Annotated in this window: 23 protein-coding genes and 1 other annotated feature; of the genes, 21 read left to right on the forward strand and 2 right to left on the reverse strand. The window is 45.1% G+C overall.

Features of this window, described 5'->3' with window-relative positions; genetic code table 11:
* Positions 1-4: 4 nt before the first annotated feature.
* Positions 5-673: a response regulator transcription factor gene (locus IGI76_RS01735; protein ID WP_015508850.1), complete on the reverse strand. Its 669-nt coding sequence runs from the start codon at positions 671-673 to the stop codon at positions 5-7.
* 157 nt (positions 674-830) lie between these two features.
* Here IGI76_RS01735 and IGI76_RS01740 point away from each other — a divergent pair, with 157 nt between their 5' ends.
* From IGI76_RS01740 to IGI76_RS01770, 7 genes are all read left to right on the forward strand, one after another.
* Positions 831-1,523, forward strand: a complete 693-nt coding sequence (locus IGI76_RS01740; RefSeq protein ID WP_015508851.1) for an NAD-dependent protein deacylase — start codon at positions 831-833, stop codon at positions 1,521-1,523.
* Positions 1,524-1,536: 13 nt separating this feature from the next.
* Positions 1,537-2,385: a chorismate mutase gene (locus tag IGI76_RS01745; RefSeq protein ID WP_005227205.1), complete on the forward strand. Its 849-nt coding sequence runs from the start codon at positions 1,537-1,539 to the stop codon at positions 2,383-2,385.
* Complete coding sequence (locus tag IGI76_RS01750) at positions 2,382-2,906, forward strand: transcription repressor NadR (protein WP_005227206.1); 525 nt, start codon at positions 2,382-2,384, stop codon at positions 2,904-2,906. Before IGI76_RS01745 ends, IGI76_RS01750 begins: the two co-directional genes overlap by 4 nt.
* Before the next feature lie 121 nt (positions 2,907-3,027).
* Positions 3,028-3,266, forward strand: a binding site (T-box leader).
* A 359-nt stretch (positions 3,267-3,625) separates the two neighbouring features.
* A complete protein-coding gene (locus IGI76_RS01755) occupies positions 3,626-4,702 on the forward strand; it encodes a methionine ABC transporter ATP-binding protein (protein ID WP_010748679.1) in 1,077 nt (358 codons plus the stop codon).
* Positions 4,703-5,383 carry a methionine ABC transporter permease gene (locus IGI76_RS01760; protein ID WP_010748680.1) on the forward strand — a complete coding sequence of 227 codons (681 nt, stop codon included), beginning with the start codon at positions 4,703-4,705 and terminating at the stop codon, positions 5,381-5,383. It abuts the gene before it with no gap.
* A gap of 52 nt (positions 5,384-5,435) precedes the next feature.
* Positions 5,436-6,275 (forward strand): MetQ/NlpA family ABC transporter substrate-binding protein, encoded by an 840-nt coding sequence (locus IGI76_RS01765; protein WP_333718896.1) that lies wholly within the window; start codon positions 5,436-5,438, stop codon positions 6,273-6,275.
* 59 nt (positions 6,276-6,334) lie between these two features.
* Positions 6,335-7,543 carry a M20 family metallopeptidase gene (locus tag IGI76_RS01770; protein ID WP_015508853.1) on the forward strand — a complete coding sequence of 403 codons (1,209 nt, stop codon included), beginning with the start codon at positions 6,335-6,337 and terminating at the stop codon, positions 7,541-7,543.
* A gap of 78 nt (positions 7,544-7,621) precedes the next feature.
* Here IGI76_RS01770 and def read toward each other — a convergent pair whose 3' ends face one another.
* Complete coding sequence (gene def / locus IGI76_RS01775; RefSeq protein WP_438780943.1) at positions 7,622-8,185, reverse strand: peptide deformylase; 564 nt, start codon at positions 8,183-8,185, stop codon at positions 7,622-7,624.
* A 246-nt stretch (positions 8,186-8,431) separates the two neighbouring features.
* On the opposite strand from def, the gene IGI76_RS01780 reads away from it, so the two are divergent.
* The 14 genes from IGI76_RS01780 to IGI76_RS01845 all read left to right on the forward strand — a co-directional run bounded on the left by IGI76_RS01780 (position 8,432) and on the right by IGI76_RS01845 (position 25,929).
* The gene (locus tag IGI76_RS01780) at positions 8,432-9,496 is read left to right on the forward strand and encodes a DUF871 domain-containing protein (protein ID WP_153882984.1); all 1,065 of its coding nucleotides are present in this window, start codon (positions 8,432-8,434) and stop codon (positions 9,494-9,496) included.
* Positions 9,489-10,397: an N-acetylmuramic acid 6-phosphate etherase gene (gene murQ, locus IGI76_RS01785; protein WP_010748684.1), complete on the forward strand. Its 909-nt coding sequence runs from the start codon at positions 9,489-9,491 to the stop codon at positions 10,395-10,397. The genes IGI76_RS01780 and murQ overlap by 8 nt, the downstream gene beginning before the upstream one ends.
* Positions 10,397-12,409 (forward strand): glucose PTS transporter subunit IIA, encoded by a 2,013-nt coding sequence (locus IGI76_RS01790; RefSeq protein ID WP_333718897.1) that lies wholly within the window; start codon positions 10,397-10,399, stop codon positions 12,407-12,409. Before murQ ends, IGI76_RS01790 begins: the two co-directional genes overlap by 1 nt.
* A 128-nt stretch (positions 12,410-12,537) precedes the next feature.
* Entirely contained in the window at positions 12,538-13,569 is a 1,032-nt protein-coding gene (locus IGI76_RS01795) for an LPXTG cell wall anchor domain-containing protein (RefSeq protein ID WP_333718898.1), read from the forward strand.
* A 266-nt stretch (positions 13,570-13,835) separates the two neighbouring features.
* Positions 13,836-14,504, forward strand: a complete 669-nt coding sequence (locus IGI76_RS01800) for a TetR/AcrR family transcriptional regulator (protein ID WP_333718899.1) — start codon at positions 13,836-13,838, stop codon at positions 14,502-14,504.
* A complete protein-coding gene (locus IGI76_RS01805; RefSeq protein ID WP_333718900.1) occupies positions 14,497-16,224 on the forward strand; it encodes an ABC transporter ATP-binding protein in 1,728 nt (575 codons plus the stop codon). The genes IGI76_RS01800 and IGI76_RS01805 overlap by 8 nt, the downstream gene beginning before the upstream one ends.
* Positions 16,221-18,101 (forward strand): ABC transporter ATP-binding protein, encoded by a 1,881-nt coding sequence (locus IGI76_RS01810; RefSeq protein WP_005227219.1) that lies wholly within the window; start codon positions 16,221-16,223, stop codon positions 18,099-18,101. Before IGI76_RS01805 ends, IGI76_RS01810 begins: the two co-directional genes overlap by 4 nt.
* Positions 18,102-18,305: 204 nt before the next feature.
* Positions 18,306-19,451 carry an acetylornithine transaminase gene (locus tag IGI76_RS01815; RefSeq protein WP_201691167.1) on the forward strand — a complete coding sequence of 382 codons (1,146 nt, stop codon included), beginning with the start codon at positions 18,306-18,308 and terminating at the stop codon, positions 19,449-19,451.
* Between the two features lie 145 nt (positions 19,452-19,596).
* Positions 19,597-20,619, forward strand: a complete 1,023-nt coding sequence (gene argC, locus IGI76_RS01820) for an N-acetyl-gamma-glutamyl-phosphate reductase (RefSeq protein WP_015508859.1) — start codon at positions 19,597-19,599, stop codon at positions 20,617-20,619.
* A 78-nt stretch (positions 20,620-20,697) separates the two neighbouring features.
* Positions 20,698-21,888 (forward strand): bifunctional glutamate N-acetyltransferase/amino-acid acetyltransferase ArgJ, encoded by a 1,191-nt coding sequence (gene argJ, locus IGI76_RS01825; RefSeq protein WP_086294468.1) that lies wholly within the window; start codon positions 20,698-20,700, stop codon positions 21,886-21,888.
* A gap of 35 nt (positions 21,889-21,923) precedes the next feature.
* Positions 21,924-22,685, forward strand: a complete 762-nt coding sequence (gene argB, locus IGI76_RS01830) for an acetylglutamate kinase (RefSeq protein ID WP_086294469.1) — start codon at positions 21,924-21,926, stop codon at positions 22,683-22,685.
* Between the two features lie 175 nt (positions 22,686-22,860).
* Positions 22,861-23,682 (forward strand): VOC family protein, encoded by an 822-nt coding sequence (locus IGI76_RS01835; protein ID WP_015508862.1) that lies wholly within the window; start codon positions 22,861-22,863, stop codon positions 23,680-23,682.
* A gap of 416 nt (positions 23,683-24,098) precedes the next feature.
* Positions 24,099-25,013 carry an ABC transporter permease gene (locus IGI76_RS01840; protein ID WP_050759610.1) on the forward strand — a complete coding sequence of 305 codons (915 nt, stop codon included), beginning with the start codon at positions 24,099-24,101 and terminating at the stop codon, positions 25,011-25,013.
* 22 nt (positions 25,014-25,035) lie between these two features.
* Positions 25,036-25,929 (forward strand): carbohydrate ABC transporter permease, encoded by an 894-nt coding sequence (locus tag IGI76_RS01845; RefSeq protein WP_005227226.1) that lies wholly within the window; start codon positions 25,036-25,038, stop codon positions 25,927-25,929.
* Positions 25,930-25,944 lie beyond the last annotated feature (15 nt).

The following is a 25,944-nucleotide window of genomic DNA, read 5'->3' on the forward strand; positions in this document are numbered from 1 at the left end:
CTTTTTAAGCTAACTTGATGCCGATGCCCCAGACAGTATCGATATACGCTTCCTCTGGATCGAGTGTTTTGATTTTGCTGCGTAAATGGCTGATATGGACATTGATCGTGTTTTCTTCACCGTAATAGGGTTCTTGCCAAACAGCTTCATAGAGCATTTCTTTCGTATAAACTTTTTTGGGGTTGGCTAAGAGCAGGGAAAAAATCTCAAACTCCTTTTTCTTTAACTGAACCGTTGCTTCTCCTCGTTGCAGCTGAAACGAGTCAGGCAACAGTTGAATGTTTTTATACGAGAGGCTGCTGGCAACAGGAGGGGCTTGTTTATTTGTGCGCAACTGAACAATGATACGGGCTTTTAATTCTTCGACATTGAAGGGTTTGGTCAAGTAATCATTGGCACCCGCCAGCAAAAGGGTGGAAACATCGGCTGGTTCATCTAAGGCAGTCAAGATAATGACGGGGACCGTGGAGGTTTGGCGAATCTCTTGCAAGACTTGTGTCCCATCTTTACCAGGGAGCATTCGATCTAGCAAAATCAAGTCGAAAGCATCTTGCTGAAAAAGTAGCAGACCTTCCGTGCCGGAATAGGCTTGCTGGACAGTATAGTCAGCTGCTAAAATAGTAGCCAACATTTCGCTGATCTCATTGTTGTCTTCGATAATCAAAATTTTCATTTGGTTTTCCCATTCTCCTTGCATTTGTTGCATCTATTATAAGCAATTCCGCACGAAAAAGCATTAGTTGCTTTTAAAAAAGAAAATGGCTGATTTTTCGCAAAAACGGTTCTTTTTCGGTTAGAATAAGAGAAAAGCCATAAAGGAAGTTAGAACGATGAAGGTATCTATTGAGCAAGCAATCGCAGCGGTCACCGCCGCATCATCCGTGACCTTTTTGACGGGTGCCGGTGTTTCGACCCCATCGGGCATTCCTGATTACCGTTCCTTAAAAGGGGTCTATCAAGGAGTGGCACAGCCAGAGTATTTGTTAAGTCATGACTGTTTAGAAAACGAACCGGAAACATTTTATCAATTCGTCAAGCACCTCTACCATCCTCAAGCACAGCCTAATATCATTCATCAAAAAATGGCTGAGCTGCAAGCGAAGAAAACCGTCTGGGTCGTTTCGCAAAACATCGATGGCTTGCATGAAAAAGCAGGCAGTCACCAAAGAATCGATTTTCACGGCTCTTTGTACAACTGTTATTGCCGAAAATGCGGCAATCAGGTACCTTGGCAAGCGTATTTGCAAGATTGGCACCATGCAGGGTGCGGTGGTCAGATTCGGCCAGCGATCGTGCTTTACGGGGAAGGATTTACTGATGAAACCATTGAAGGAGCCATTCAAGCCGTTGCTCAAGCCGACCTGACGGTGGTCGTGGGGACTTCGCTGCAAGTCTATCCTTTTGCAGGGCTAGTCGATTACAGCCAGCAGGTGTTGGTCATCAATAAGGAACCATTGGCGATCCCGAATGAATATGGCATGTTGACCGCAGCAGCCGAAACGTTTTTCCAGAAAATTGAATGAAGGAGTTTATGATATGACACAACGTACCGAAAAAGAGAAAATGATTGCTGGCGAATTGTACTTTTCCCCAGATCCAGAATTGGTGGCAGATCGAAAATATGCCCGTGAACAAATGAACCTGATCAACCAAGAAACTGATACAAAAATCAAAGAGCAGTTACTAAAAGAAACTTTCGGCTCTGTGACTGGTCGAATCTATATCGAACCGAATGTCCGTTTTGATTATGGCTACAATATTTCTGTCGGCAAAAACTTCTATGCTAACTACGACTGTGTGTTACTAGATGTTTGCCCGATTACCTTTGGTGACAATTGTATGCTGGCGCCCAATGTTCGGTTGTTTACGGCGACTCATCCATTACATCCGGTCAAACGAAACAGCGGCTTAGAATTAGGGGCACCGATCGTGATTGGCGATAACGCGTGGATCGGTGGCGCGGCCACGATTTTGCCAGGGGTCCGCTTAGGCAACAATGTCGTGGTAGGCGCTGGCAGTGTCGTTACCAAATCATTCCCCGACAATGTCGTGCTGGCGGGAAATCCAGCACGGGTCATCAAGACGATCGACTTAGAAGAAGAAAACAACCAGCAAGATCCCTTGGCTGTTCAGCGGGCAGCGATCGATGACATTGATTGGCAACTCACGCATCTTTTGGAAAAACGTATGAGCACGGTCAACGAAATCGTACAATTGAAGAAAAGCAGTCAATTGCCAGTATTAGATGAAAATCGTGAAGAGAAAGTGCTGGAAAACATTCGGCAGGCGATTTCTAATCAAGCCTATGAAGAAACGATTTTGGCTATGTTTCAATCAATTATGAACCACTCAAAAACCTATCAAGAGAATCAATTGGAGGAATGAGTATGGATGGAGGAACACGTCGAGAAAACATTTTAGCGGCATTGAAGCAAGCGGACAAAGCGATCAGTGCCAGCAAACTGGCAGAATCCCTCGGAGTCAGCCGTCAAATCATCGTTGGGGATATTGCCTTATTGCGAGCAGCTGGTGAAGCGATTGTGGCTACGGCTCGCGGCTATCGTCTGCAAGCGCTGTTGGATGAGGCAGGACATGTAAGTAAGCTAGCAGTGCAGCATCGACCTGAACAAACGGAAGAAGAATTGCGCATCTTTGTCGCTTGTGGTGTGGAAGTGGTCGATGTCATCGTTGAGCATGAGATCTATGGAGAGATCACTGGCAATTTGCAGATTCAAACAGACCAAGACGTGACTGATTTCATCAACAAAACCAAACATGCAGAAGCCCGCTTGCTCTCAGATTTAACCAATGGGGTACACTTGCATACGTTGCGCTACACCGATCCTGCGGCTCTGGAAAAAGCCAAACAACAGTTAGCAGAAAAAGGCATGCTCTATCAAAATTGAGGCGTAAACCATTCTGGCAAGGACGCTTTGCGGAAGTCTTGGCAAATCCTCAGATGAAAAAATTGTGATTTTTTGTTGACAAGGCGTTCATTTTCCAGTAAAGTACTCTTCAACAAGAATAATGAATCTGTTGAGAAGGAAAGTAACCGCGGATACTTCAAAGAGAGACTCTGGTTGGTGGAAAGAGTCAAGTCAGAAGCGATGAAAAATGGCCTTGGAGGATTGATTGTCGATAAGTAGGCAATCACGGATGCGCACTACCGTTACAAAGTGCACCAATCTCTAGCACGACTAGACGTTGGGTTGAGGGAAGGGAAACCTTCTAAACAAAAGGTGGTAACACGAGTATTCGTCCTTTTACTAGCAAACGCTGGTAAAAGGACTTTTTTTATACCCAAAATCAAATAGCACCACACACGAAGAATTGGTAAGTACAAAAGCACGTTTTTTCAACAGAGAGCTTCGGTAGCTGAAAAGAAGCATCAAACGACTTTTAGAAAATGGCCAAGGAGTGATTCGTTCCGAGCAGTAGTTTGCAAGGCGACGACGGTAGCGACCGTTATCTGGCTAGAGTATGATCGTACTCGAAAAGGAGCTGTATGCGAGTGCAGCTTAAACTGAGGTGGTAACACGCAAAAAGGCGTCCTCAAACAAGTCACAGGTGACTTGTTTGAGGATGCCTTTTTTTATTGAAAAAGACAAGAACTAGGGGGAAGACGATGATTTCATTAAAAGACATATCAGTAACATTCAATCAACCAAAGAAACCCGCGATCCAAGCGGTCAAAAACGTATCGATCGAGATCGACAAAGGGGACGTTTACGGCATCGTGGGCTACTCAGGCGCCGGGAAAAGTACACTCGTCCGTGTGATCAACTTATTGCAGCGCCCAAGTAGCGGCAGCGTCGTCGTCAATGGTACCGAGCTGACCACGCTTTCTGCTAAAGCCCTGCGAGAAAAACGGAAAACGATCGGAATGATCTTTCAGCACTTCAACTTGATGGACAGCCGCAATGTTTTTGATAACGTGGATTTCTCCTTAAAATATGGGGGACGGTCCAAACAGGAACGTCATCAAAAAGTAACCGAGCTGTTAGCATTGGTGGGATTGGAAGAAAAAGCCCAAGCGTTTCCTAGCCAACTATCTGGAGGACAAAAACAGCGGGTCGCGATTGCCAGAGCGTTAGCGAATGATCCAGAGATCTTGCTTTGTGATGAAGCAACCAGCGCCCTTGATCCGAAAACGACCTTACAGATATTGGCTTTGTTGAAAAAATTAAATCGAACCCTCGGCTTGACCATCGTGATCATTACTCATGAGATGCAAGTCGTCAAAGAAATCTGCAACAAAGTGGCAGTGATGGAAGACGGCGAAGTCATCGAGCAAGGTTCAAGCGTTCAGATTTTCAGTCAACCAGAAAAACCATTGACCAAAGATTTCATCCGAACGGCGACGCACATCGACCAGGCCTTAGAAACGATCCTTGGCAGTTCGAAGTTTTCTTCCTTGGCACCAAATGAATGGCTGGTGGAGCTGTCCTACGTTGGCGATCAAACCAATGAACCACTGATCGCCCAATTGTACAGCCGCTACAAAGTGACCACCAATATTCTTTACGGCAACGTGGAGATCTTGCAAGAAGTGCCGATCGGCAGCTTAGTCGTTAGCTTATCTGGCGAATACCATCAGCGTAAACATGCCTTAGAATACTTGAAGGCTCAAGGAGTTTACACCAATATTTTAAAAGAAAATCATGCAGAACCATTAAACAATGTGATTAAAGGAGGATTTTAAATGGCTGCCTTATTAGAAAGATATTTTCCCAATGTTGTTGCGATCCAAGATGAATTTGTGACAGCAACGATCCAAACCTTGTATATGGTTTTTTGGACCTCTTTGATTGCGGGCATCTTAGGTATCTTGTTAGGGATCGTCTTGGTAGTAACTCGACCGAATGGGATTTTAGAAAATCGACCGCTCTTTGAATTTCTCGATAAAGTCATCAATGTGGTCCGCTCGATCCCCTTTATTATCTTATTGACGTTACTAGGAACCTTTACCCGATTCCTTGTTGGAACGACCATCGGCGAAACAGCAGCATTGGTTCCTCTGATTGCTGGGATCATCCCCTTCTTTGCTCGGCAGATCGAGATCGCCTTGCTAGAAGTTGACCCCGGTGTCGTAGAAGCAGCTGAAGCGATGGGCACCAGTCCTTTCGGTATCATTTTTCGGGTCTATTTACCAGAAGGCGTGGCGGGAATCATTCGGGTCTCTGCATTGACCGTGATCAATGTGATCGGATTGACCGCCATGGCAGGAGCTGTTGGCGCTGGTGGTTTAGGCAACTTAGCCATCACCCGCGGGTACAACCGATTCCAGACCGATGTCACGATCATGGCGACCTTGATCATCTTGGTATTCGTTTTTATCAGTCAATTTGTCAGCAACCTACTCATTAAACGAGTATCACACTGACCACCACTTACGTACAAATAAAAAATCAAGCAAGTTTATGGAGGAAGCAAAAATGAAAAAAATCGTACAATCAATCGTCTTAGGGGCAGCATTATTATTTATTACAGGATGCGGAAACAATGGCAGTGCCGCAGCCAATGACCAAGAAGAAGTGACGGTGAAATTAGGGGTGATCGGGGCGGACACCGACGTTTGGGATGATGTCAAGGATCGTTTGAAAGACGAAGGCATCAATTTAGAATATGTCCAATTCTCTGATTACAATCAACCCAATGCAGCTTTAGCTGATGGTTCCATCGACCTTAATTCATTCCAACACCAATTTTTCTTGGACAACTATAATGAAGAATTTGGTACTGATCTCGTATCGATCGGCAATACAGTCAATGCGCCATTAGGCATTTATTCCGACAAAGTGACGGATGTCAACGATTTGGCGGAAGGAGCTAAAGTTGCGATCCCTAATGATGTGACCAATGGTGGTCGGGCATTGCTTTTATTACAATCAGCTGGATTGATCAAAGTGGATGAAGCAGCCGGACAAACACCAACGGTCGCGGATATTACAGAAAACCGTTTGAACTTAGAAATTTCAGAACTTGATGCAGCGCAAACCGCCCGGGCACTTTCGGATGTCGATGTTTCGGTCATCAATAGCGGCATGGCGGTGGATGCAGGATTTGTACCAACCGAAGATGCGATCTTTTTAGAGCCTGTTGATGAAACGGCCCGTCCTTACGTCAACATCATTGCCGCCCGTAAAGAAGAGGAAGACAATAAAGTTTACCAAAAAGTGGTCGCTGCTTACCAAACAGAGGATACGAAAAAAGTCATCGAGGAAACGTCAAAAGGATCAAGCGTTCCTGCTTGGGAAACCTTTGGGGCAAAATAAGCACCATGTAATTTGATAAAAAAACTGAAAAAGCATGTATAAAAAGGAGAGATTTGATTATGACAACAGCAACTATTACGAAAGCAGCCATCAAACCATTTATCCAAGAGCGTTTAGCCGCTTATCAAGCCTTGGCATTAGATATCCACAATCACCCAGAAGTCAGCAACTATGAGTTTTATTCAGCCGATGCCCTGATCGCCCAATTAGAAAAAGAAGGCTTTGCTGTCAAAAAGGATGTGGCAGGCCATCGCACCGGCTTTGATGCCCGCTATGTCAGTGGGAAACCGGGTCCGACGATTGCCTTTTTAGCCGAGTATGATGCGTTACCTGGCATCGGTCATGCCTGCGGACACAATCTCTTCGGGACTTATTCCGTCTTAGCTGCCAGTGCTCTGCAACCTTTCATCGATGAGCTAGGCGGGGAGATTCGAGTCTATGGGACGCCAGGAGAAGAAGGTGGAGAAAATGGTTCCGCTAAAGGCAGTTTTGTCCGTGAAGGGTTCTTCGATGATGTCGATGCCGCTCTTTGTGTCCATCCAGCCCATCGCTATGGCAAAACGACGGCTTCATTAGCCAATGATCCAGTGGATATCAAGTTCTATGGTCGGGCTTCCCATGCGGCAGCTGCACCAGAAAAAGGCATCAACGCGTTAGAAGCATTGCTGCAAGTCTTTAACGGGATCAATGGGTTGCGCCTGCACTTACCAAAAGACGTCAATATTCATGGTGTGATCACCGATGGCGGCGTGGCAGCCAATGTCGTGCCAGAATATGCAGCCGGTCGTTTTTATTTACGAGCTGCCAATCGAGCAACCTTGAATGATGTCTACGAGAAAGTCGAAAACATCGTAAAAGGAGCCGCTTTAGCTACGGGAGCGACCTATGAATTTGGTTTGTTCCAAAACTCCGTCGACGATGTGATCGTGACACCAAGTTTTGATGAGATCTTCTTCGCCCATGCCCAAGAAGCGGGCGTACCTGCCGATGAGATCGATACGGAAGCCAAAACAAGCCTTGGTTCGTCTGATGTCGGCAATGTCAGTCAAGTGATCCCGACGATCCAACCCACCGTTTCGATTTCAGATGACTACATTGCGGGTCATTCGGAAGAATTCAAAGCCGCTGCCAAGAGTGAAAAAGGCTTGCAATCGATCGCCATCGCGGCGGAACTTTTAGCGCTGACGGCATTAGACCTTTTTGAGCAGCCAGCGTTATTAGAAAAAATCAAAGCCGATCATCAAGAAAGCCTAGCGAAAGGCAATTAATGCCAAAACCGTGAAGGAAGATAGTCAATAGTATAGAAAAAAAGTCTCTGCCGCAAAATGTCGGTAGAGACTTTTTAGTTAGTCGATGACTAAAATGCCTTCTTTCAATGAAAAAGGATTTTGTTGATTGATATGATCGTAGAACATGACCCCGTTCAAATGATCGATCTCATGCTGAACGACGATCGCAGGATAGTTCTTCAAACGAACTTTTTTCTTTTTGCCGTTGATGTCGTAATAGCTGATCGTAATCCGGGCATGGCGTACCACGTAGCCAGGGACTTCACGGTCCACGGACAGACAGCCTTCGCCTTCACCCAAACAAGCTTCTTGCACGGAATGACTTAGAATTTTGGGATTGTATAGAACATCTTTAAAATCAGGTTCAGTTTTTTCTGGGTCGCTGCTAGGGACGAGGACCGCTGTGATTCGTTTTGAAATATCTAATTGAGGAGCTGCTAGACCAACGCCGCCTCTTAATTCAAGTTCTTCTGCCTTGACTGGGTCTTGGCTGTTTTCTAAAAAGGTCATCATTTCTTTTCCTAGTGCGATATCTTCTTCGCTCAAAGGAAAAGGTACTTCTTTTGCTACTTCACGCAAGGTTGGATTGCCTTCGCGAATAATATCATCCATTATAATCATTGATGATGTGATTCCTCCTACTATGTAAAAATGACGAAAGCAAGTTTCGTTCCTAATAAAGTGTACCATAAGTGTAGAAAGAAGGGCATAAGAAAGTTTAAACGGTAAAGCTTTCTTATTAAATGAAACGATATTTCTATATTAATTATTTATTTATGAAATATAGTTGCGAATGGGAAAAGAATCAGTTATAATGCTTTTATAGAAAACGGTATCACGAAAGTGACCCACCAAGGAGGCAAAGAGATGTTCGGCTTTTCTGTATTTATGAACGAAGACTTGACGGCAGCAGAACTTGAGCAGATGACTGCGATGGCATCAGGCTTTAAAGGGATTTTCACCTCCATGCACATACCAGAAGATGATCGCAGTACTTATCGGCAGCGTTTGACGGACTTGGGAGGTTTCGCAAAAGACCATCAGCTGTCTTTAATGGTAGATATTTCTGGAAACGCATTAGCAGAAGCGGGCTTTTCCATCGACAATCTGGCGGAACTAAGGGAGATCGGTGTCACTGGTTTACGAATGGATTATGCGATCGACAATCAGCAAATCGCAGCATTTTCAAAAGAAATGACCATCAGTTTGAATGCCAGTACATTGACGGAAAAAGACATTCGAGAGCTGCAGGCGTATGGAGCCGATTTTACTCGTTTGGAAGCTTGGCACAATTATTACCCCCGACCAGAAACGGGACTGGATGTTGGCTGGTTTCAGGAGAAGAACCGCTGGTTGAAAGCACAAGGCTTTTTCGTCCAAGCCTTTGTTCCAGGGGATGCCAAGAAACGCGGACCGTTATTTCAAGGATTACCCACACTGGAAAGACACCGCAACTGGTCGCCTTTTGCCGCAGCGATCGACTTATTGGCAACTGGCTCAGTCGATGCTGTTTACATTGGCGATGGCATGGTTTCTGAAAAAAGTGCCCAGCAGTTTGCGACGTATCTGCAAGAAGCGCGGATCGTTTTGCGGGTCAAAGATCTTGGTTCCACTTACTTTGAACACGTCTTAGGGAATCACCAAAATCGTTACGATGAAGCTCGAGATGTCTTGCGCAGCGCCGATGCCCGTTTCAATGCGATTCCAGAAGTCAAACCTGAACTTAGTCAAGAGCGGCCAGTGGGTGCTGTGACGATCGATAACCAAGAGTACTTGCGCTATATGGGAGAGATTCAGGTGTGCAAACGACCTTTGCCGGCAGACCCCAAAGTCAACCTCGCCGCTCAGGTGATACCAGCCGATCTGCCGTTGATCCAACAAATCAAAGCAGGGATGCGATTTAAATTAGAAAGAGATGATTCCGATGAATAAAATCAATTTAGACAAATTAACGACCGAACGACGCAATAGTGAAACGAGCAATTTAGATGAAATGACGATTTTAGAAGCGTGTCAAAAAATGAACCAAGAAGATCAAAAAGTTGCCTATGCGGTGGAAAAAGAAATTCCTAGTATTGAAAAAGTGATTGAACAAACCATCGTCGCTTTTAAAAAGGGCGGACGCTTGATTTATCTTGGCGCTGGGACGAGTGGTCGATTAGGCGTCTTGGATGCGGCCGAATGTGTCCCAACCTTTGGGGTATCACCTGAGATGGTGGTCGGTCTGATCGCCGGTGGCGAAGAAGCGATGACGGTCGCTGTCGAAGGAGCAGAAGACTCCTTAACGCTAGGCAAACAAGACCTTGTCGATTTGAAGTTGAACCAAAATGATATGGTGATCGGGATCGCTGCCAGTGGCAGAACCCCTTACGTGATCGGGGCGCTTGACTATGCCAATGAGCTCGGTGCCACAACGGCTACGATCGCTTGTAATAAAGACGCGGAGATCTCTCAGCATGCCAGCTTTCCAATCGAGGTCGATTGTGGACCAGAATTTCTGACAGGTTCGACTCGTTTGAAATCTGGGACTGCCCAAAAACTGATTTTGAATATGATCTCGACGTTATCGATGGTAGGGATCGGCAAAGTCTACAATAATTTGATGGTCGACGTGAAAGCGACCAACGAAAAATTGGTGGAACGCTCAAAACGGATCATCATGCAGGCGACTGAAGCTGATTATGAAACAGCCGCCGCGGCATTTGAAGAAGCAGATCAGAATGTCAAATTGGCGATCGTGATGCTGTTGACTGATAGCACGAAAGACGAAGCACAAGCAAAACTTGCCACGGCACAAGGGTTTGTCAAAACGGCGTTAGGAGGAGAAAAGTAATGGCAAAAGAAACACTGACGGTAGAAGAGTTAGCGGAGAAGATTTTTCAAGAAGCCGGCGGAATGGACAACGTAGAAACAGTCAATCACTGTATGACTCGCGTACGAATGACCGTCCGCGACCACGATAAGGTCGATCAACAAGGGTTAAAAGAGATTCCCGGTGTGATGGGTGTCGTCAATGACGAGCAGCTGCAAGTCATTATCGGACCAGGGAAAGTCAACAAAGTAGCCAATGCAATGGTGGCAAAAGCTGGTGTTGATTTAGGGCAAGAGATCCCACCGCAAAAATCAGGCAAAGAGGCGTTATCAGAAAAAACGGCAGAGATGAAAGCAGCCCAAAAAGCCAAACAAAAATCATCACCATTAAAGTCGCTGTTGAAAGATATTTCTAATATCTTTGTTCCAATGATTCCAGCCTTCGTTGGTGCAGGACTCGTCGCAGGGATCGCTTCTGTCCTGACCAATATGATCACGGCTGGCCGATTAGATGGAGATACTTGGAATTATTATGTCATGATTTTAAACGTCCTCAGAAATGGGATGTTCACCTATTTAGCGATCTTTACTGGGGTCAATGCAGCGCAGGTCTTTAAAGCCAATCCAACCCTTGGTGGCGTGATCGGTTCGATCATCTTGCTGACAGGTATGAACCCAGAAGCCCCGATCCAAAACTTGTTCACTGGCGAAGCTTTAGCTGCCAACCAAGGAGGGATCATCGGTGTGATCTTCGCTGTATGGCTTTTGGCGAAATTAGAGGCAGTGCTGCATCGAGTGATTCCTGAAGCGATCGATATTATCGTGACCCCGACGTTGTGTTTGCTGATCATCGGTTTGACGGAGATTTTCTTGATCATGCCATTGGCAGGTCTGATCTCTGACAGCTTAGTCGGTTCGATCACTTGGGTCTTGAACGTGGGCGGTGCTTTCTCTGGGTTTGTCTTAGGGGCGGCCTTCCTACCAATGGTCATGTTTGGTTTGCATCAAATTTTGACCCCGATCCACATTCAAATGATCGAAGCAACAGGCAGCACGCAATTATTACCGATCTTAGCCATGGCTGGTGCTGGTCAAGTCGGTGCAGCTTTAGCCTTATGGGTACGACTACGTAAAGACAAAGAGCTTTCTGAAATGATCAAAGGTGCATTGCCAGTTGGGATCTTAGGCATCGGCGAACCATTGATCTACGGAGTGACGTTGCCATTAGGTCGACCATTTATCACTGCTTGTATTGGTGGTGGGATCGGTGGTGCGGTCATTGGCGCTTTGACAAATATCGGCGCAACGGCGATTGGACCATCAGGGCTAGCTTTGATCCCCTTGATTGCCAACGGCCGTTGGATGGGCTATATTTTCGGCTTGTTAGCAGGCTATGCTGGCGGCTTCGTTGCCACCTACTTCTTTGGGATTCCGAAAGATCGCTTAGAAGCAGTCAAAGAAAGCGAGGCAGAAGAAGCAAAACCAGCTGCAACCGTTACTGTGCAACCGCAACCAAAACAAACGAGTGAAACGCCTGCAAAGGAAACGACAGCAACTCCATCAAAAGAAACGATCGATACCCCTTTATACGCAGTAGCCACAGGCACGACAAAAGCGATCAGTGCATCAAGTGATCCGGTATTTTCGCAAAAAATGATGGGCGACGGGTATTTCGTCTTGCCAGACAATGGTGCGATCTATGCACCAGCAGCAGGAACCGTCACGACGATTTTTCCCACGAAACATGCATTGGGGATCAAGACTGCCAGCGGGCTAGAGATTCTGCTGCACATGGGTGTTGACACCGTCGAATTGCAAGGAGCACCTTTTGAGATCCTGGTGGAGGAAGGCCAAGCCGTGACACCAGCTACCCAAGTTGCCCAAGTCGATTTGGCACAGTTGACGGCTAAAGGCAAAGCTTCTGAGATGCTTGTCATTATCACCAATATGGACCAAGCAGCCAACGCTGAACTGTTACCGATCGCGGAAACAAACGCAGGTCAAGCAGTCATGCATGTGGCAACGATAAAATAATGGTAAAACCTCTATCTGATAAAGATGGAGGTTTTTTTTAAGAAGTTACTAAATTGATTGCGGAAACGAGGCCTTTATGTTACAGTTTCGTTACAAAGGGAGAAATCCCATTCGAGGAGGCAATGACGATGAAAAAAATAATTTGGTTCGGACTGATGTCGCTGGCATTTTCACCAATGATGGTTCATGCAGATGAAACGGCTACGAGTGGAAGTGACAATCCGGTTGCCGTTAGCGAGACGCTTTCATCAGAAGGGCAAACAGACAGTGAGCAGATTCAAAATTCTGCCCAAGAAAGTACAGATGAAAATCAAGAAACGGATCAATCCGCTACTTCAGAAACTACAGCTGACGAGAATCAAGAGCCAGTCGATTCCGAAGCCGTTATTGCCTCGATCCAAGCAGAGACAGGGACGCAAAACGTCAATGAGATCAACACGTTAGCCGATGAACCTAGTTCGCTGCGTAGCGCCTTAACCCAAGGGATCACTGAAGGAAGTGTGACCGCATTTACCCAAGAACAGTTGGACCAGTTGACAGATGAAGAATTGACCAATGGCAATCGTCTGGCGCTACGTTATTCCAGTGATGCGATGGGCTTTGATATTGCTTACTTAGCAAAAATCATCGGTGCCTTGTTTGTCGATCAGACGTTATCCTGGGAAGCCATTGAGCCGCAATTGGCTTTTGATGCAAATAGCTACGCCAGTTTTGCTGACTTGATTCCTGTTGTGGATCAGCTGCAGGAATATTTACGGGTCGTCTATCCAGCAGACGGAGTCTTTTTACATTTGAATCAAGCCGTTTCCAACGAATGGATGATCTCAATTTTGACCAATTTAAATCAGATGGAACAAGAGATGCAAGTCGATCCAGGTGCCTTTGTCCCAGGACGGATCTCGTATATCATTCAAGCGGCAAATGATTCCATGTATCTGCCTACAGGCACGCAAACGAGTACGACTGAAGAAGCGACCGCAACATCGACGAGTGCTCAAGAAACAGCGACAACGACTTCTTCGAAAGAGGCCAACGCTACTGCCGATGGTGAAAAAACATTACCTAAAACCAATGAAGCGCCAAGCTATACCTTACTGATCGCAGGTGTTATCCTGCTGCTGATCGTTTTCTTGATTCTATGGCGCCGCAAGAAAAAATGATTGTTATTTATAATCGTCAGAATGAAAAAATAGCAACCTTCGTTTTCCATCAGGGAAACGAAGGTTTTTTGTTTTCAGAAATTTCATTGGTTATTTCTTTTCAAATAACGCCCTTTATAAAAAGACCAGAATCGATTCCTTCATAAAAAAGTCAAATTTAAATTCTTGCATTCTCTGGTGAGGGGTGTATAATGACACAGTGTCATATGACAACGTGTCATATCGAGAGCTGTGATTTATTTTAAATTAGAAAGGAGTTGCTTGTGATGCCGACCGATACATTTTTTCACTTGCCGCCAGAAAAACAAAAGCGCATCTTAAATGCGGCGAAAAAAGAATTCTCAAGCCTGCCGCTGAAAGACGCCTCGATCGCCAACATCATCAAAGATGCCGAGATTCCTCGCGGGAGTTTTTACCAATACTTCGAAAACAAAGAAGATCTTTATTACTATTATTTCCATACGTTGAAAAAAAATAGTCAGCGAGATCTGCTGAAATCGATCCAACATGAAAACGGGGATCTGTTTGCGGGGTTCGAATGGTACTTTTCACGGATGATCGCCGAGGTTTTCAAAGGCAAAAACGCAAACTTTTACCGCAATTTATTTATGAGTATGGATTATCGTTCCTTCCATAAAGTCGTGCCAGAGATGCAGCACAAGATGCATCAAGAAAACAAAGCCGATCGGCAGAAGCAGCAAGCCATCTTTTTGTCAGAGGTCGACAAAGATTTATTGAAAGTCAAAGACGACCATGAGTTGAAAATGCTGATCCAGCTGCTGATGCATACCGTCTTTTCGACGATTGCCGAAGCCTATCGCCAATCAGCGTTTGATCCAGACTATGATCCTGCCGAAGCGATCGCTGATTTCAACAGTAAAGTCCGCTGGTTAAGAGAGGGCGCAAAAAAAGAAAGAGGGGAAACCTATGATTAAGCTGATAAAACGCGTATCCGTCATTTCCATAATCATGGCAGTGGTGTTTATGGTGATCCAAGTCGTTTCTGATTTGTATCTACCGACATTGACTTCCAATATTATCAACAATGGGGTGGCGACAGGCGACATTGATTACATTTGGAAAACCGGCTTTTACATGATCGGCTTTTCATTGATCAGTATCATCGCCGCTTTAGGAAATACGTATTTCGCAACAAGAGAATCACAAAAATTAGGACAAAAACTACGTTCGGACATTTACCAAAAAGTTGAGAATTTTTCTTCTCGATCTTTTGATAAATTTGGGACCGCATCATTGATTACAAGAACCACCAACGACGTCAACCAAATTCAAATGGTGACGCAAATGTTTTTACGTATGATGATCAATGCACCGATCACACTGATTGGGGCGAGTTTCTTGGCCTATCAAAAAGATGCCCAATTAACACGAATCTTTTTAGTCGTTATTCCTATCATGCTAGTATTGGTCGGCGGTATTATGTATTTTGCCGTTCCTTTATTCAAAAGTATGCAAAAGAAAACCGACCGTTTGAACTTAGTCTTTCGTGAAGGCTTGACGGGGGTCCGCGTTATTCGGGCATTTGACAAGACGGATTATGAAGCGAATCGCTTTGATGAAGCCAACAAAGATTACACCCACACCGCGATTAAAGTAAACACCATCGTGGCATTGATGATGCCATTGATGACGTTGATCATGAGTGGGACGAACATTGCCATCACATGGTTTGGGGGACATTATATTGCCGAAATGACCTTAGAAGTCGGAAACTTGATTGCGTTTATGACCTATGCAATGCAAATTTTGATCAGCTTTATGATGCTGTCCATGATCTTCGTGATGGTGCCAAGAGCCCAAGCATCAGCTGACCGGATCAACGAAGTCTTAAATGAAGAAGATGAAATTCTCGATCCAAAAACACCAGCGACATTGAGCTTACAAGGGGACCAAGCAACCTTGGCCTTTGACCATGTGGCGTATCGCTACCAAGGCGCTGAGAAATTGGCGTTGGAAGATATCGATTTTCAAGCAAAATCTGGTGATTTTGTTGCCATCATCGGTGGGACGGGCTCAGGGAAAACGACCTTAGTCAATCTCTTGCCTCGTTTGTACGATGTGGAGTCTGGTGCAATCAAAATCAATGGGGTCAATATTGCAGAAGTCACCCAGCACAATCTACGAGAAGTCGTGGGCTTTGTTCCGCAAAAAGCGGTACTGTTTTCTGGTACCATTCGTGAAAATATGAAATACGGAAAACCCGATGCATCAGATGAAGAAATCTGGCAAGCAATAGAGATCGCCCAAGCCAAAGATTTTGTCTCCGAACTGGCAGATGGCTTAGATAGCCGTGTAGAACAAGGCGGCGGCAACTTCTCTGGTGGACAACGTCAACGTTTAGCGATCGCTCGTGCGTTAGTGAAACAAGCAGATGTCTATGTCTTTGATGATTCCTTCTCCGCACTGGACTTCAAAACCGATGCTAACTTACGAGCAGCGCTGAAACGCGACATGCAAGACAGCATTATGGTCGTGGTTGCCCAACGGGTCAGCACCGTCATGGATGCCGATACGATCTTAGTATTGGATGAAGGAAAACTCGTAGGAAAAGGGACCCATGAATCATTAATGGCAGACAATGAAACCTACCAAGAAATCGTTTCTTCACAATTGAGAGAGGAGGATCTTGCATGAGTGAAAAGAAAACAACAACACAACACCGTGGCGGACCAATGGGCGGCGGTCCAGGCCGTAACATCGGTGCCAAAGGACCAAAACCAAAAAACTTTTGGGGGACGGTCAAACGGCTTTTCGGGTACATGTCGAAACGCTCCATCGCTATCATCGCCGTCTTCGTTTTAGCGATCGCAGCCGTGATCTTCCAAATCCAAACACCGAAAATTTTAGGGGAAGCGACCACTGAAATTTTTAAAGGTGTCATGATCGGTGCGCAGCAGATGCAAGCCGGCCAACAGGTAACAGAATTTCCTATCGATTTTGAGAAAGTTGGTCAAATCATTTTGATCGCGATCGGCATGTATGTGATTTCAGCCGTCTTCAACTTTCTACAACAGTTTATTATGACCCGTGTCTCGCAACGGACGGTTTATGAGCTGCGTCGTGACTTAGATGAAAAAATGAACCGCTTGCCGATCTCTTACTATGATACTCACTCAAATGGGGATATCATGTCACGGGCGATCAATGATATGGATAATATCGCAAGTACCCTGCAACAAAACTTGACCCAATTTATTACGAGTGTCGTGACCTTTATCGGGGTTTTGTGGATGATGTTGACGATCAGTTGGCAACTGACTTTGGTTGCTTTAGCAACGGTTCCTTTAAGCTTGATCGTCGTGATGATCGTCGCACCAAAATCGCAAAAATTCTTTGCGGCACAACAAAAAAGTTTAGGATTGCTCAATGACCAAGTCGAAGAAACTTACGGCGGTCATACCGTTGTCAAAACCTTCAACCATGAAGCCGCCGATCAAGTCGTTTTTGAAGAAGAAAATGACCGTCTGTATTCCGCTGGTTGGAAAGCCCAATTTATTTCAGCGATCATTATGCCCTTGATGAACTTCATTAAAAACTTAGGCTATGTCTTCGTGGCTGTCCTTGGTGGGATCAAAGTGGCGAATGGGAACATGACGTTAGGGGATGTGCAAGCATTCTTGCAATACACCAATCAATTCTCTCAACCAATCACTCAAATCGCTAGCTTACTAAACACCATCCAATCAACCGTTGCATCTGCCGAACGGGTCTTTGAAGTCTTGGATGAAGAAGAAATGACTGATGAGCCTTCTGGATTGCCAGTGGAAGACAGTGAATACAAAGTTCGTTTCGATCATGTTCAATTTGGATATGCGCCAGACAAATTATTGATGACCGATTTTAATCTGGATGTTAAAGCTGGTGAGATGGTGGCTATCGTAGGACCTACCGGCGCTGGGAAAACCACGCTGATCAATCTCTTGGAACGTTTTTATGATGTTTCTGGCGGTAGCATTCGTTACGATGGCAAAGATACCCGAGACTTGACTCGTGATGAGTTGCGTAGTAATATCTCGATGGTGCTGCAAGATACGTGGTTGTTTACTGGTTCCATCTATGACAACATTCATTATGGAAATGAAAAAGCAACCAAAGAGCAAGTGATCGCTGCGGCGAAAGCTGCCCATGTGGATGATTTTGTTCGCAAATTGCCAGAAGGCTATGATACGGTCTTGAATGAAGAAGCCAGCAACATCTCCCAAGGTCAACGTCAGCTGATCACGATCGCCCGCGCCTTCTTAGCGGATCCCGACGTTTTGATTTTGGATGAAGCAACTTCTAGTGTCGATACGCGGACGGAAATCTTGATCCAAAAAGCAATGGGTCGTTTGTTAGAAAATCGGACCAGCTTTGTGGTTGCTCACCGTCTCTCTACGATTCGTGATGCTGACAATATCATCGTGATGAATCACGGGTCCATTGTTGAGACTGGAAATCATGAGGAATTGATGGCACAAAACGGTTTCTATGCAGACCTGTATAACAGTCAATTTTCAGAAGAAGTGGCGTGATCCACTGTTTGTAATGAAAGAAATTCTTCCCCAAATGATGATAAACAGACCGCCAAAGGTTGACTGAAAGAAAGCAGTGATTGTCACTGCTTTCTTTTTTTTATGAATTTTTATCGCTTTAATTTAAATATTTATTGCAATTAACTGGATTAAAATGTATATTAATACATAATTTCGAATAATCCAAGACAAGGAGTGAAACCAATGAGTCATCTTTTTCCTAATTACAGCCGTTTACCCATCGATATCCAGCAAGGCAACGGCAGCTATGTGGTAGATTCGCAAGGCAACCAATATTTAGATTTAACAAGCGGCATCGGGGTCGTTAATCTCGGTTATGGGCATCCCAAAGTGCAAGCCGCATTGATGACACAAGCAGAGCAGATTTGGCATGTGCCGAATTTGTATGACAGCCAGTTGCAAGAAGAAGTTGCCCAAAAGCTGACCCAAAATCAAAAGAGCGCTTCAGACGAGCCGTATCTGGCTTATTTTTGCAATAGTGGCGCTGAGGCGAACGAAGCTGCTTTAAAGTTGGCTCGCAAAGCGACTGGCCGCAGCAAAGTCATTAGTTTTGAACAATCTTTCCATGGTCGGACCTTTGGGGCGATGTCTTTGACTGGGCAAAGTAGTATCCATGATGGGTTTGGACCGTTAGTACCAGAGATGGTGTATGTACCCTTTAATGACCTTGAGGCATTGCAAGCCGTTTTAGATGAGCAGACGGCAGCCGTGTTTTTAGAATTGATCCAAGGCGAAGGCGGTGTGATCCCTGCTGAGGTGGCGTGGGTCCAAGCGGTGGCAGCCCTTTGTCAGGAGTTGGGGGTACTACTGGTGGTGGATGAGATCCAAACCGGGATGGGACGGACAGGAACACTGTTTGCTTTTGAAGGATATGGCATTGAACCTGATCTTTTTACCGTAGCAAAAGGGCTTGGTAACGGGATCCCTGTCGGAGCGATGCTAGGCAAAAGCCATTTGCAAACGGCTTTTGGACCCGGTAGTCACGGTTCGACCTTTGGTGGCAATAAATTAGCGATGGCTGCTGCTAGTGCCGTTTGCAGTGTGTTGCAAGAAGAGGACATTCAAGTCAATGTTCAATTGCGCCAGCAGCAGTTTCTCGACGGATTGCAAGGACTATCTAAGGTGCAGGCGATTCGTGGGAAAGGATTGATGATCGGTATCGAATTAGCCGATTCGGAAAGCTTGCAATCCGTGTTGACCCAACTGCGGAACCAAGGCCTCCTCGCATTAAAAGCGGGAACCAAGGTTTTGCGCTTGCTGCCGCCCTTAACGATCTCGCAAGAGGAAACGACAGCAGCCTTGGCGATTTTGCAAGCTGTCTTAGCATAATTGCATAAAAATAGATTTTTGGGCTTTTTTTCTTATAAAAACCGAATAATAGCGAATTTATTTTGAATATTTTTATAAATAATCATTGACAGAGCGATGGGAGTTTCTTATAATCTTAAGTAAATTCTTTTGAGGAGTGACGTGTTTGAAGGCAGCAATCGTTGGTGTAACAGGGTATACCGGAATTGAATTGATTCGTTTGATCCAGCAACATCCCCAATTGGAGGTGGGCACCTTGCATAGTCATTCTATGCATGAAAATTCATCTGTTTTGTATCCTCATTTAATTGGACTGACAGAGCGGCTGATCGAACCTTTTGATGCAGAAAAAATCCAAAAGGAAAATCAACTCGTGTTTTTTGCGACTCCTGCTGGAATCAGCAAAGAACTCGCAGCGACTTTTGTCGCAAATGACTTTCCAGTGATTGACCTTTCTGGTGATCTGCGATTGAAGGATCGGGATAGCTATCAAAAATGGTATCACCAAGAAGCTGCACCTGCCGAGTTGTTGGCACAAGCGACCTATTCGCTGCCTGAGTTTGCAACGACTCCTGGCAATTTGATCGCCAATCCAGGCTGTTATGCGACTGCTGCCATTTTAGCTGCTGCGCCGTTGGTTCAGCAAAAACTATTCAGCGGTACGTTGATTTTTGATGGCAAGTCGGGTTTGTCGGGTGCTGGTAAGAAATTGACGGACAGCAGTCACTTTGCAACCGCTGCGGATAACATGACGATGTATAAGCCAAATCAGCATCAGCATATTCCTGAGATCATGCAGCAGTTTCAGCAATGGGATCAGGCAATGCCGCCGATCCAATTTTCTACCAGCTTACTGCCTGTCAAAAGAGGGATCTTTATGACGCTTTATGCGCCTATCAAAGACGCGATTTCGCAAGAGGACATCTATGAGCAGTACGTAAAAACGTATCAAGACCATCCGTTTGTCCGAGTGCAACCGTTAGGAAAGCTGCCCGAGCTGCGGCAAGTGACGGGAACGAATTTTTGTGACATTGGCATATGTTTCAATCCGCTGACCCAAGTGTTGACCGTTGTCGCAGTGATCGATAATTTAGGCAAAGGGGCTGCTGGCCAAGCGATCCAAAACTTCAATCGATGGGCAAAGATACCAGAAACGACTGGTCTTATGCAAGCACCGTTATATCCATAAAATAGCCAACAGACGCGTGAGGATACTCGTGTCAGCCAGTGGGAAATCCGCAAAAAGGTGGCAGTAGGAGGAAAGAAAATGAAAGAAATCGAAGGAACGATCGCAACCCCCAAAGGTTTTTTTGCCGATGGTCTGCATTGCGGTCTGAAGAAAGAGAAAGTCGATCTTGGTTGGATCGTCTCTGAAGTGCCAGCCAGTGCTGCGGCAGTCTTTACCACCAATCAAGTACAAGCGGCACCCATTCTCGTTACAAAGGAAAAAATGCAAGCAGGCACCTTGCAAGGCGTGATCGTCAATGCGGGCAATGCCAATGCTTGTACCGGGGAGCAAGGTTTAAAAGATGCACAAGAGATGGCAGAATTGGCAGCAGCCCAGCTGCATACGAGTCCCGAAGCCTTTGCGGTAGCCTCCACCGGGATCATTGGTAAGAGCTTACCGATGGAAAAAATCACTGCAGGGATTCAGCAACTAAACAGGCAAGGGGATGCCCACCGATTTCAAAGAGCGATTTTGACGACGGATCTGACTGAAAAAAGCAGTGTCATCCAATCAACGATCGCTGACAAAACGGTGACTGTTGCGGGCTGTGCCAAAGGGTCTGGTATGATCCATCCCAATATGGCTACGATGCTGGCCTTTGTTACGACGGATGCGGCGATCGCTCCAGCACTCTTGCAAGCACTGCTGAAAGAATTAACCGACGTTACCTTCAATCAAATCACGGTCGATGGCGATACATCCACCAATGATATGGTGTTAGTTTTAGCCAACGGGTTAGCCAAAAATCCAACGATTGAAGCTGACACGCCAGCTTATCATGAGTTTAAAGGGATGCTCAAAGCAGTTCTGACCGCACTAGCCAAAGCAGTTGCAAAGGACGGAGAAGGCGCCAGCAAATTGATCGAAGCTCACACGAGTGGAGCTGTGACCGATGAAGCAGCCCGAATGATCAGCAAAACCATCGTTGGTTCGCCACTGGTCAAAACAGCCCTCTTTGGCAAAGACCCGAACTGGGGGCGTATCTTATGTGCAGTGGGCTATAGTGGGCAGCCGATCGACCCAGCAACGGTATCGATTGCATTAGCCGACATTCCCGTCTTTGTCCAAGGGACACCGGTAGCTTTTGACGAAACCATCATGCAAGAACAGTTGGCGGAAAATGAAGTCAAAGTCGCTGTCGAGCTGAAAGAAGGGACAGGCGTTGGCACCGCTTGGGGCTGTGATCTGACGTATGACTATGTGAAAATCAACGCACTATATCATACCTGAAAGAAATCAGGTACTAGACAAAAAGGAGCGAGTAGATGGAAACGATCGTAGTAAAAATCGGCGGTGTCGCCTCAGACAATTTAACCCCGTCATTCTTTGAGACGATAGCAGACTGGCAAGCTGCGGGCAAAAAAGTAGTCATCGTCCATGGCGGCGGTCACTACATCTCAGAAATGATGGAGAAAATGGCGTTGACAGTCACGATCAAAGACGGCCTGCGGGTGACCGACCCCCAGACGCTTGAAGTAACTAGAATGGTCCTTTTGGGACAAGTTCAACCGCTGATCACGACCGCTTTCCAGCAAGCTGGGTTCCATGCCGTAGGACTGAATGCTGGCTGTGATCAACTGATTCAAGGAGAAGTCATTAATGAAGAAAAATTAGGACAGGTGGGGAAGGTTCAACAAATCAACGCTGCTTTCCTGCAGCTCTTGACAGAGAAAAAACATGTCCCGATCCTAGCACCGCTAGGAATTACCCCAGAGGGGCAATGGCTGAACATCAATGCCGATGAAGTAGCGTGTCAGGTTGCTGCCAGTTTACAAGCCGAAAAACTATATTTGTTGACGGATGTCCCTGGGATCAAGCAAGAAAGCCAGTGGTTATCGGCTGTTTCTTTTGAAGAGATCCCCCGTTTGATCACCGAAGAAGTAGTCACAGGCGGCATGCTGCCAAAACTAAAAAGTGCGCAGAAAGCCTTGAAAGCAGGGGTAGCTGCCGTTTGTATCACCGATCGAATCGATCGTTTAGGAACCCAGATCCTCGCGGCAAGTCCAGCCGCAGCTGTCTGTAGCTGAAGCCATTAGCAACACCCAAATGCCTCTTCTCTACTCATAAAAATGCAAAATTCTGACTTTTCTGTGCTTTTCTTCTTATTTTCTCTAAAAAAAGAATAAAATAGGTAGGGATTTCATTTGCTAGAATTTCGTTTTATCAGTACAATGAGTACATATGTAAGTAGGGGGAGAAACAATGACAGATTTCTTATTGGGGAGCAGTACGAAGTTGCTGACTGTTGCAATCCGGGTAAAAGACCGCGATCAAGCGATTGCCTTTTATCGGGATGTACTTGGTTTTGAGTTGAAAAGAGAAGAAAATGAATTGGCCATCTTTGGTCTAAAAGGATTAGATAGAGAAGTTTTATGGTTGGAAGAAAGCCCGCGTGCCAACGATCACTTCGGCGAGATCAAAAAAATGCAGCGCATCGTCTTAGCCGTATCCTCATTAGAAGAAGCGGCAACTATCGCGAGCAATGCCCAACAAAAAGCGATTGCTTTCGAAGAAGCTCGTTATGAAGCGAATCAATTAGGCTTTATTATAGCTGATCCAGAAGGGAACAAAATTGAAGTCTTATTTACAGCACCCGCAGGAACTGCGGTACCAAAAGACGAAGCAGAATTGATCAAAGCGGCACCTGCAAAAGCGGCTGGCTTATCAAAAGAAGCTCATTTTGGCAAGCTGTATTTAAACGTCAGTGATCTAGCCAAAGAGCAGCTTTTCTTAGAAGAAAGCTTAGGCTTGAAAACAAAAGAAGCCGAAACGAAGGAATTTATCCTCAATGATGGTGACTTCCAAGTCGGCTTGACTGAAGCACAAGGTGGTACGATCGATTTGCCGACCCATGAGGTGCTTGGCTTAGACTTCTTGAAAATCTCCATCAGTCAAGAAGATATCGATACATTGGAAAAGCACTTGTCTGAGAAGAACCAAGAGTTCTTCATCGACAAAAAACGGAAGTTGTTGACGACCTACGATGCGATCGGTATCGAATGGTGGTTTATCGTTAAAAAATAATAGGTTATGAAAGAAAAAGCAGAGAGGACGATTCTCTGCTTTTTCTTTTTTTTGTCAAAAAAAGAAACTTTTGTTTTTATTTCGCACGAAAGAGTGCAAAAACCTGTTACATCGATTTGAAGACCAATCATTGAAAAAACGGTAGTTTATCTGTATTAGCAGAGCAGGTCCAATCTATTTGATTTTTCTTGTTTTGTTATTTAATAGTTTGGGTACTTGTTTTAAAACTTAATATAATAGCCATTATGATTCAAAAAACCTAAACATTATATTGAATTGTGGTTATTCTTAATTTATAATAAAAAAGAATCGAGATTCGATGGCTCTGGACGCAGAGATTGTTCGTTGTTTATTTTGTATGCGGTTTCTATTGTGGGTGCGACAAGGTGGAATTGGGAAGACAAGGAGTAGATGTGATGGAAAAAAAGTGGATACAGCGATATTTTGCTCAGTGGGATCTGCAGATGATGGTACTGCCTGCGATCTTACTGGTAGGCATTTTTAGTTATATCCCAATGTACGGGATTTTGATGGCGTTTCAACAGTACAATATTTTTGAAGGTATGACAGGCAGTCCATGGATCGGCTTTGATAATTTTCGGCGCTTTTTTAGTGAACCACGTTTTTGGGAAATTTTACGGAATACCATTATGATCAGTGTGCTAAAGATTGCTATTTGTTTTCCAGCACCGATTTTGTTGGCATTGATGCTTAACGAGGTCAAGAACGTTGCCTTCAAGCGTGTGGTGCAGACGATTACTTATCTCCCACACTTTTTATCATGGGTGATCGTGGCGGGATTTACGATGTCGATTTTATCGATGGATAACGGTAGCTTAAATATTGCTTTGGAGAGTTTAAACCTGATCGATGAACCAATCAACTTTTTATCGATCCCTCGCTATTTCTGGACGATCATCGTTACGACAAATCTTTGGAAATCGATTGGCTTTGGCTCGATCGTCTATATGGCAGCCATTGCTGGGATCGATCCGCAACTGTACGAAGCAGCATCACTAGATGGCGCAACGAAATTTCAGCAAGTCTTTTTGATCACTCTGCCTTCGATCGTTCCAATCATTACGATTTTTCTCATTTTGGAGATCGGCAACTTATTGAATGCGGGCTTTGAAGATTTGCTTTTACTGGGGAGCAATCCAGCTCTTAGAAATGTGGCGGATGTCATTGATACCTATGTGTATCGGGTAGGGATCAGCAACTCTCAATATTCATACGCAACAGCTGTTGGTTTGTTCAAAGCAGTCATTAGTGTCACTCTTTTGAGCGGAGCAAACTTTTTCGCACGCAAAGTGGGTCACAGCTTATGGTAATCAGCAGAGGAGGAAATGAACAATGAAGAAAAATTGGGGCGACCAAGCGATGATGATTTTTATTTACCTCTTCTTGATAACGCTTGCATTCTTGACGTTTTATCCCTTCTGGAATTCGCTGGTGATTTCCTTTAATTCTGGACGTGACACGGTGACTGGTGGGATCACGTTTTGGCCAAGAGAATTCACGTTGGAAAACTATCAGATCGTCTTTCAAGATCAGCGCTTGATGAATGCCTTTTTCATCAGTGTCTTACGGACAGTGATCGGGACGTTTTCATCGATCATGCTGACAGCGATGGCAGCATATGGAATGTCAAAAAGAGAACTGATGGGGCGAAAATTTATTACGATTTTTTTCATCCTCACGATGTTCTTCAGCGGCGGCTTGATTCCAACCTTTTTAGTGGTACGTTCACTTGGACTGATGGATTCTTTTTGGGTAATGATCATTCCTGGTCTGATCAGTGTTTGGAATATGATCATCTTCCGTACGTTCTTTCAGCAACTGCCGAAAGGATTGGAGGATTCAGCGAAAATTGATGGTTGTGGGTATTGGGGCACGTTTTTCCGAATCATTTTGCCGTTATCAGGTCCAGTCATTGCCACTTTGTCGCTATTTACCGCCGTTGGGCATTGGAATGATTGGTTTATGCCAAGCATCTACATTACTTCAGATCATCTCATTCCCTTGCAGACCTTTTTGCAACGAGTCTTGAATTCGAATACGGTGAGTTCGCAAATGAGTCAAATCGATTCTGGCTCAGCAGCACGTTTGGCGGAAATGACTGGTGTCACTGGCAAGTCCTTATCAATGGCAATTATGATGGTGGCGACTTTGCCGATCGTAATGGTTTATCCGTTTGTCCAAAAGTATTTTGTAAAAGGTGTATTGATTGGCTCGTTGAAAGATTAGCAGAGCAGGAGGAAC

Origin of the sequence: Enterococcus sp. DIV2449a, from assembly GCF_051711225.1 — a bacterium.
In the GTDB taxonomy this organism is placed as follows: Bacteria; Bacillota; Bacilli; order Lactobacillales; family Enterococcaceae; genus Enterococcus_D; species Enterococcus_D casseliflavus.

What these genes read in the sequence shown, in the direction of transcription:
- IGI76_RS01790 (WP_333718897.1), top strand. Translation starts at nt 10,397, where the DNA reads ATGGCAAAAGAAACACTGACGGTAGAAGAGTTAGCGGAGAAGATTTTT.
- IGI76_RS01735 (WP_015508850.1), bottom strand. Translation starts at nt 673, where the DNA reads ATGAAAATTTTGATTATCGAAGACAACAATGAGATCAGCGAAATGTTG.
- IGI76_RS01815 (WP_201691167.1), top strand. Translation starts at nt 18,306, where the DNA reads ATGAGTCATCTTTTTCCTAATTACAGCCGTTTACCCATCGATATCCAG.
- IGI76_RS01845 (WP_005227226.1), top strand. Translation starts at nt 25,036, where the DNA reads ATGAAGAAAAATTGGGGCGACCAAGCGATGATGATTTTTATTTACCTC.
- IGI76_RS01755 (WP_010748679.1), top strand. Translation starts at nt 3,626, where the DNA reads ATGATTTCATTAAAAGACATATCAGTAACATTCAATCAACCAAAGAAA.
- IGI76_RS01760 (WP_010748680.1), top strand. Translation starts at nt 4,703, where the DNA reads ATGGCTGCCTTATTAGAAAGATATTTTCCCAATGTTGTTGCGATCCAA.
- IGI76_RS01740 (WP_015508851.1), top strand. Translation starts at nt 831, where the DNA reads ATGAAGGTATCTATTGAGCAAGCAATCGCAGCGGTCACCGCCGCATCA.
- IGI76_RS01810 (WP_005227219.1), top strand. Translation starts at nt 16,221, where the DNA reads ATGAGTGAAAAGAAAACAACAACACAACACCGTGGCGGACCAATGGGC.
- IGI76_RS01805 (WP_333718900.1), top strand. Translation starts at nt 14,497, where the DNA reads ATGATTAAGCTGATAAAACGCGTATCCGTCATTTCCATAATCATGGCA.
- IGI76_RS01770 (WP_015508853.1), top strand. Translation starts at nt 6,335, where the DNA reads ATGACAACAGCAACTATTACGAAAGCAGCCATCAAACCATTTATCCAA.
- IGI76_RS01780 (WP_153882984.1), top strand. Translation starts at nt 8,432, where the DNA reads ATGTTCGGCTTTTCTGTATTTATGAACGAAGACTTGACGGCAGCAGAA.
- IGI76_RS01840 (WP_050759610.1), top strand. Translation starts at nt 24,099, where the DNA reads ATGGAAAAAAAGTGGATACAGCGATATTTTGCTCAGTGGGATCTGCAG.
- def (WP_438780943.1), bottom strand. Translation starts at nt 8,185, where the DNA reads ATGATTATAATGGATGATATTATTCGCGAAGGCAATCCAACCTTGCGT.
- IGI76_RS01765 (WP_333718896.1), top strand. Translation starts at nt 5,436, where the DNA reads ATGAAAAAAATCGTACAATCAATCGTCTTAGGGGCAGCATTATTATTT.
- argB (WP_086294469.1), top strand. Translation starts at nt 21,924, where the DNA reads ATGGAAACGATCGTAGTAAAAATCGGCGGTGTCGCCTCAGACAATTTA.
- murQ (WP_010748684.1), top strand. Translation starts at nt 9,489, where the DNA reads ATGAATAAAATCAATTTAGACAAATTAACGACCGAACGACGCAATAGT.
- argJ (WP_086294468.1), top strand. Translation starts at nt 20,698, where the DNA reads ATGAAAGAAATCGAAGGAACGATCGCAACCCCCAAAGGTTTTTTTGCC.
- IGI76_RS01835 (WP_015508862.1), top strand. Translation starts at nt 22,861, where the DNA reads ATGACAGATTTCTTATTGGGGAGCAGTACGAAGTTGCTGACTGTTGCA.
- IGI76_RS01795 (WP_333718898.1), top strand. Translation starts at nt 12,538, where the DNA reads ATGAAAAAAATAATTTGGTTCGGACTGATGTCGCTGGCATTTTCACCA.
- IGI76_RS01745 (WP_005227205.1), top strand. Translation starts at nt 1,537, where the DNA reads ATGACACAACGTACCGAAAAAGAGAAAATGATTGCTGGCGAATTGTAC.
- IGI76_RS01800 (WP_333718899.1), top strand. Translation starts at nt 13,836, where the DNA reads ATGCCGACCGATACATTTTTTCACTTGCCGCCAGAAAAACAAAAGCGC.
- IGI76_RS01750 (WP_005227206.1), top strand. Translation starts at nt 2,382, where the DNA reads ATGAGTATGGATGGAGGAACACGTCGAGAAAACATTTTAGCGGCATTG.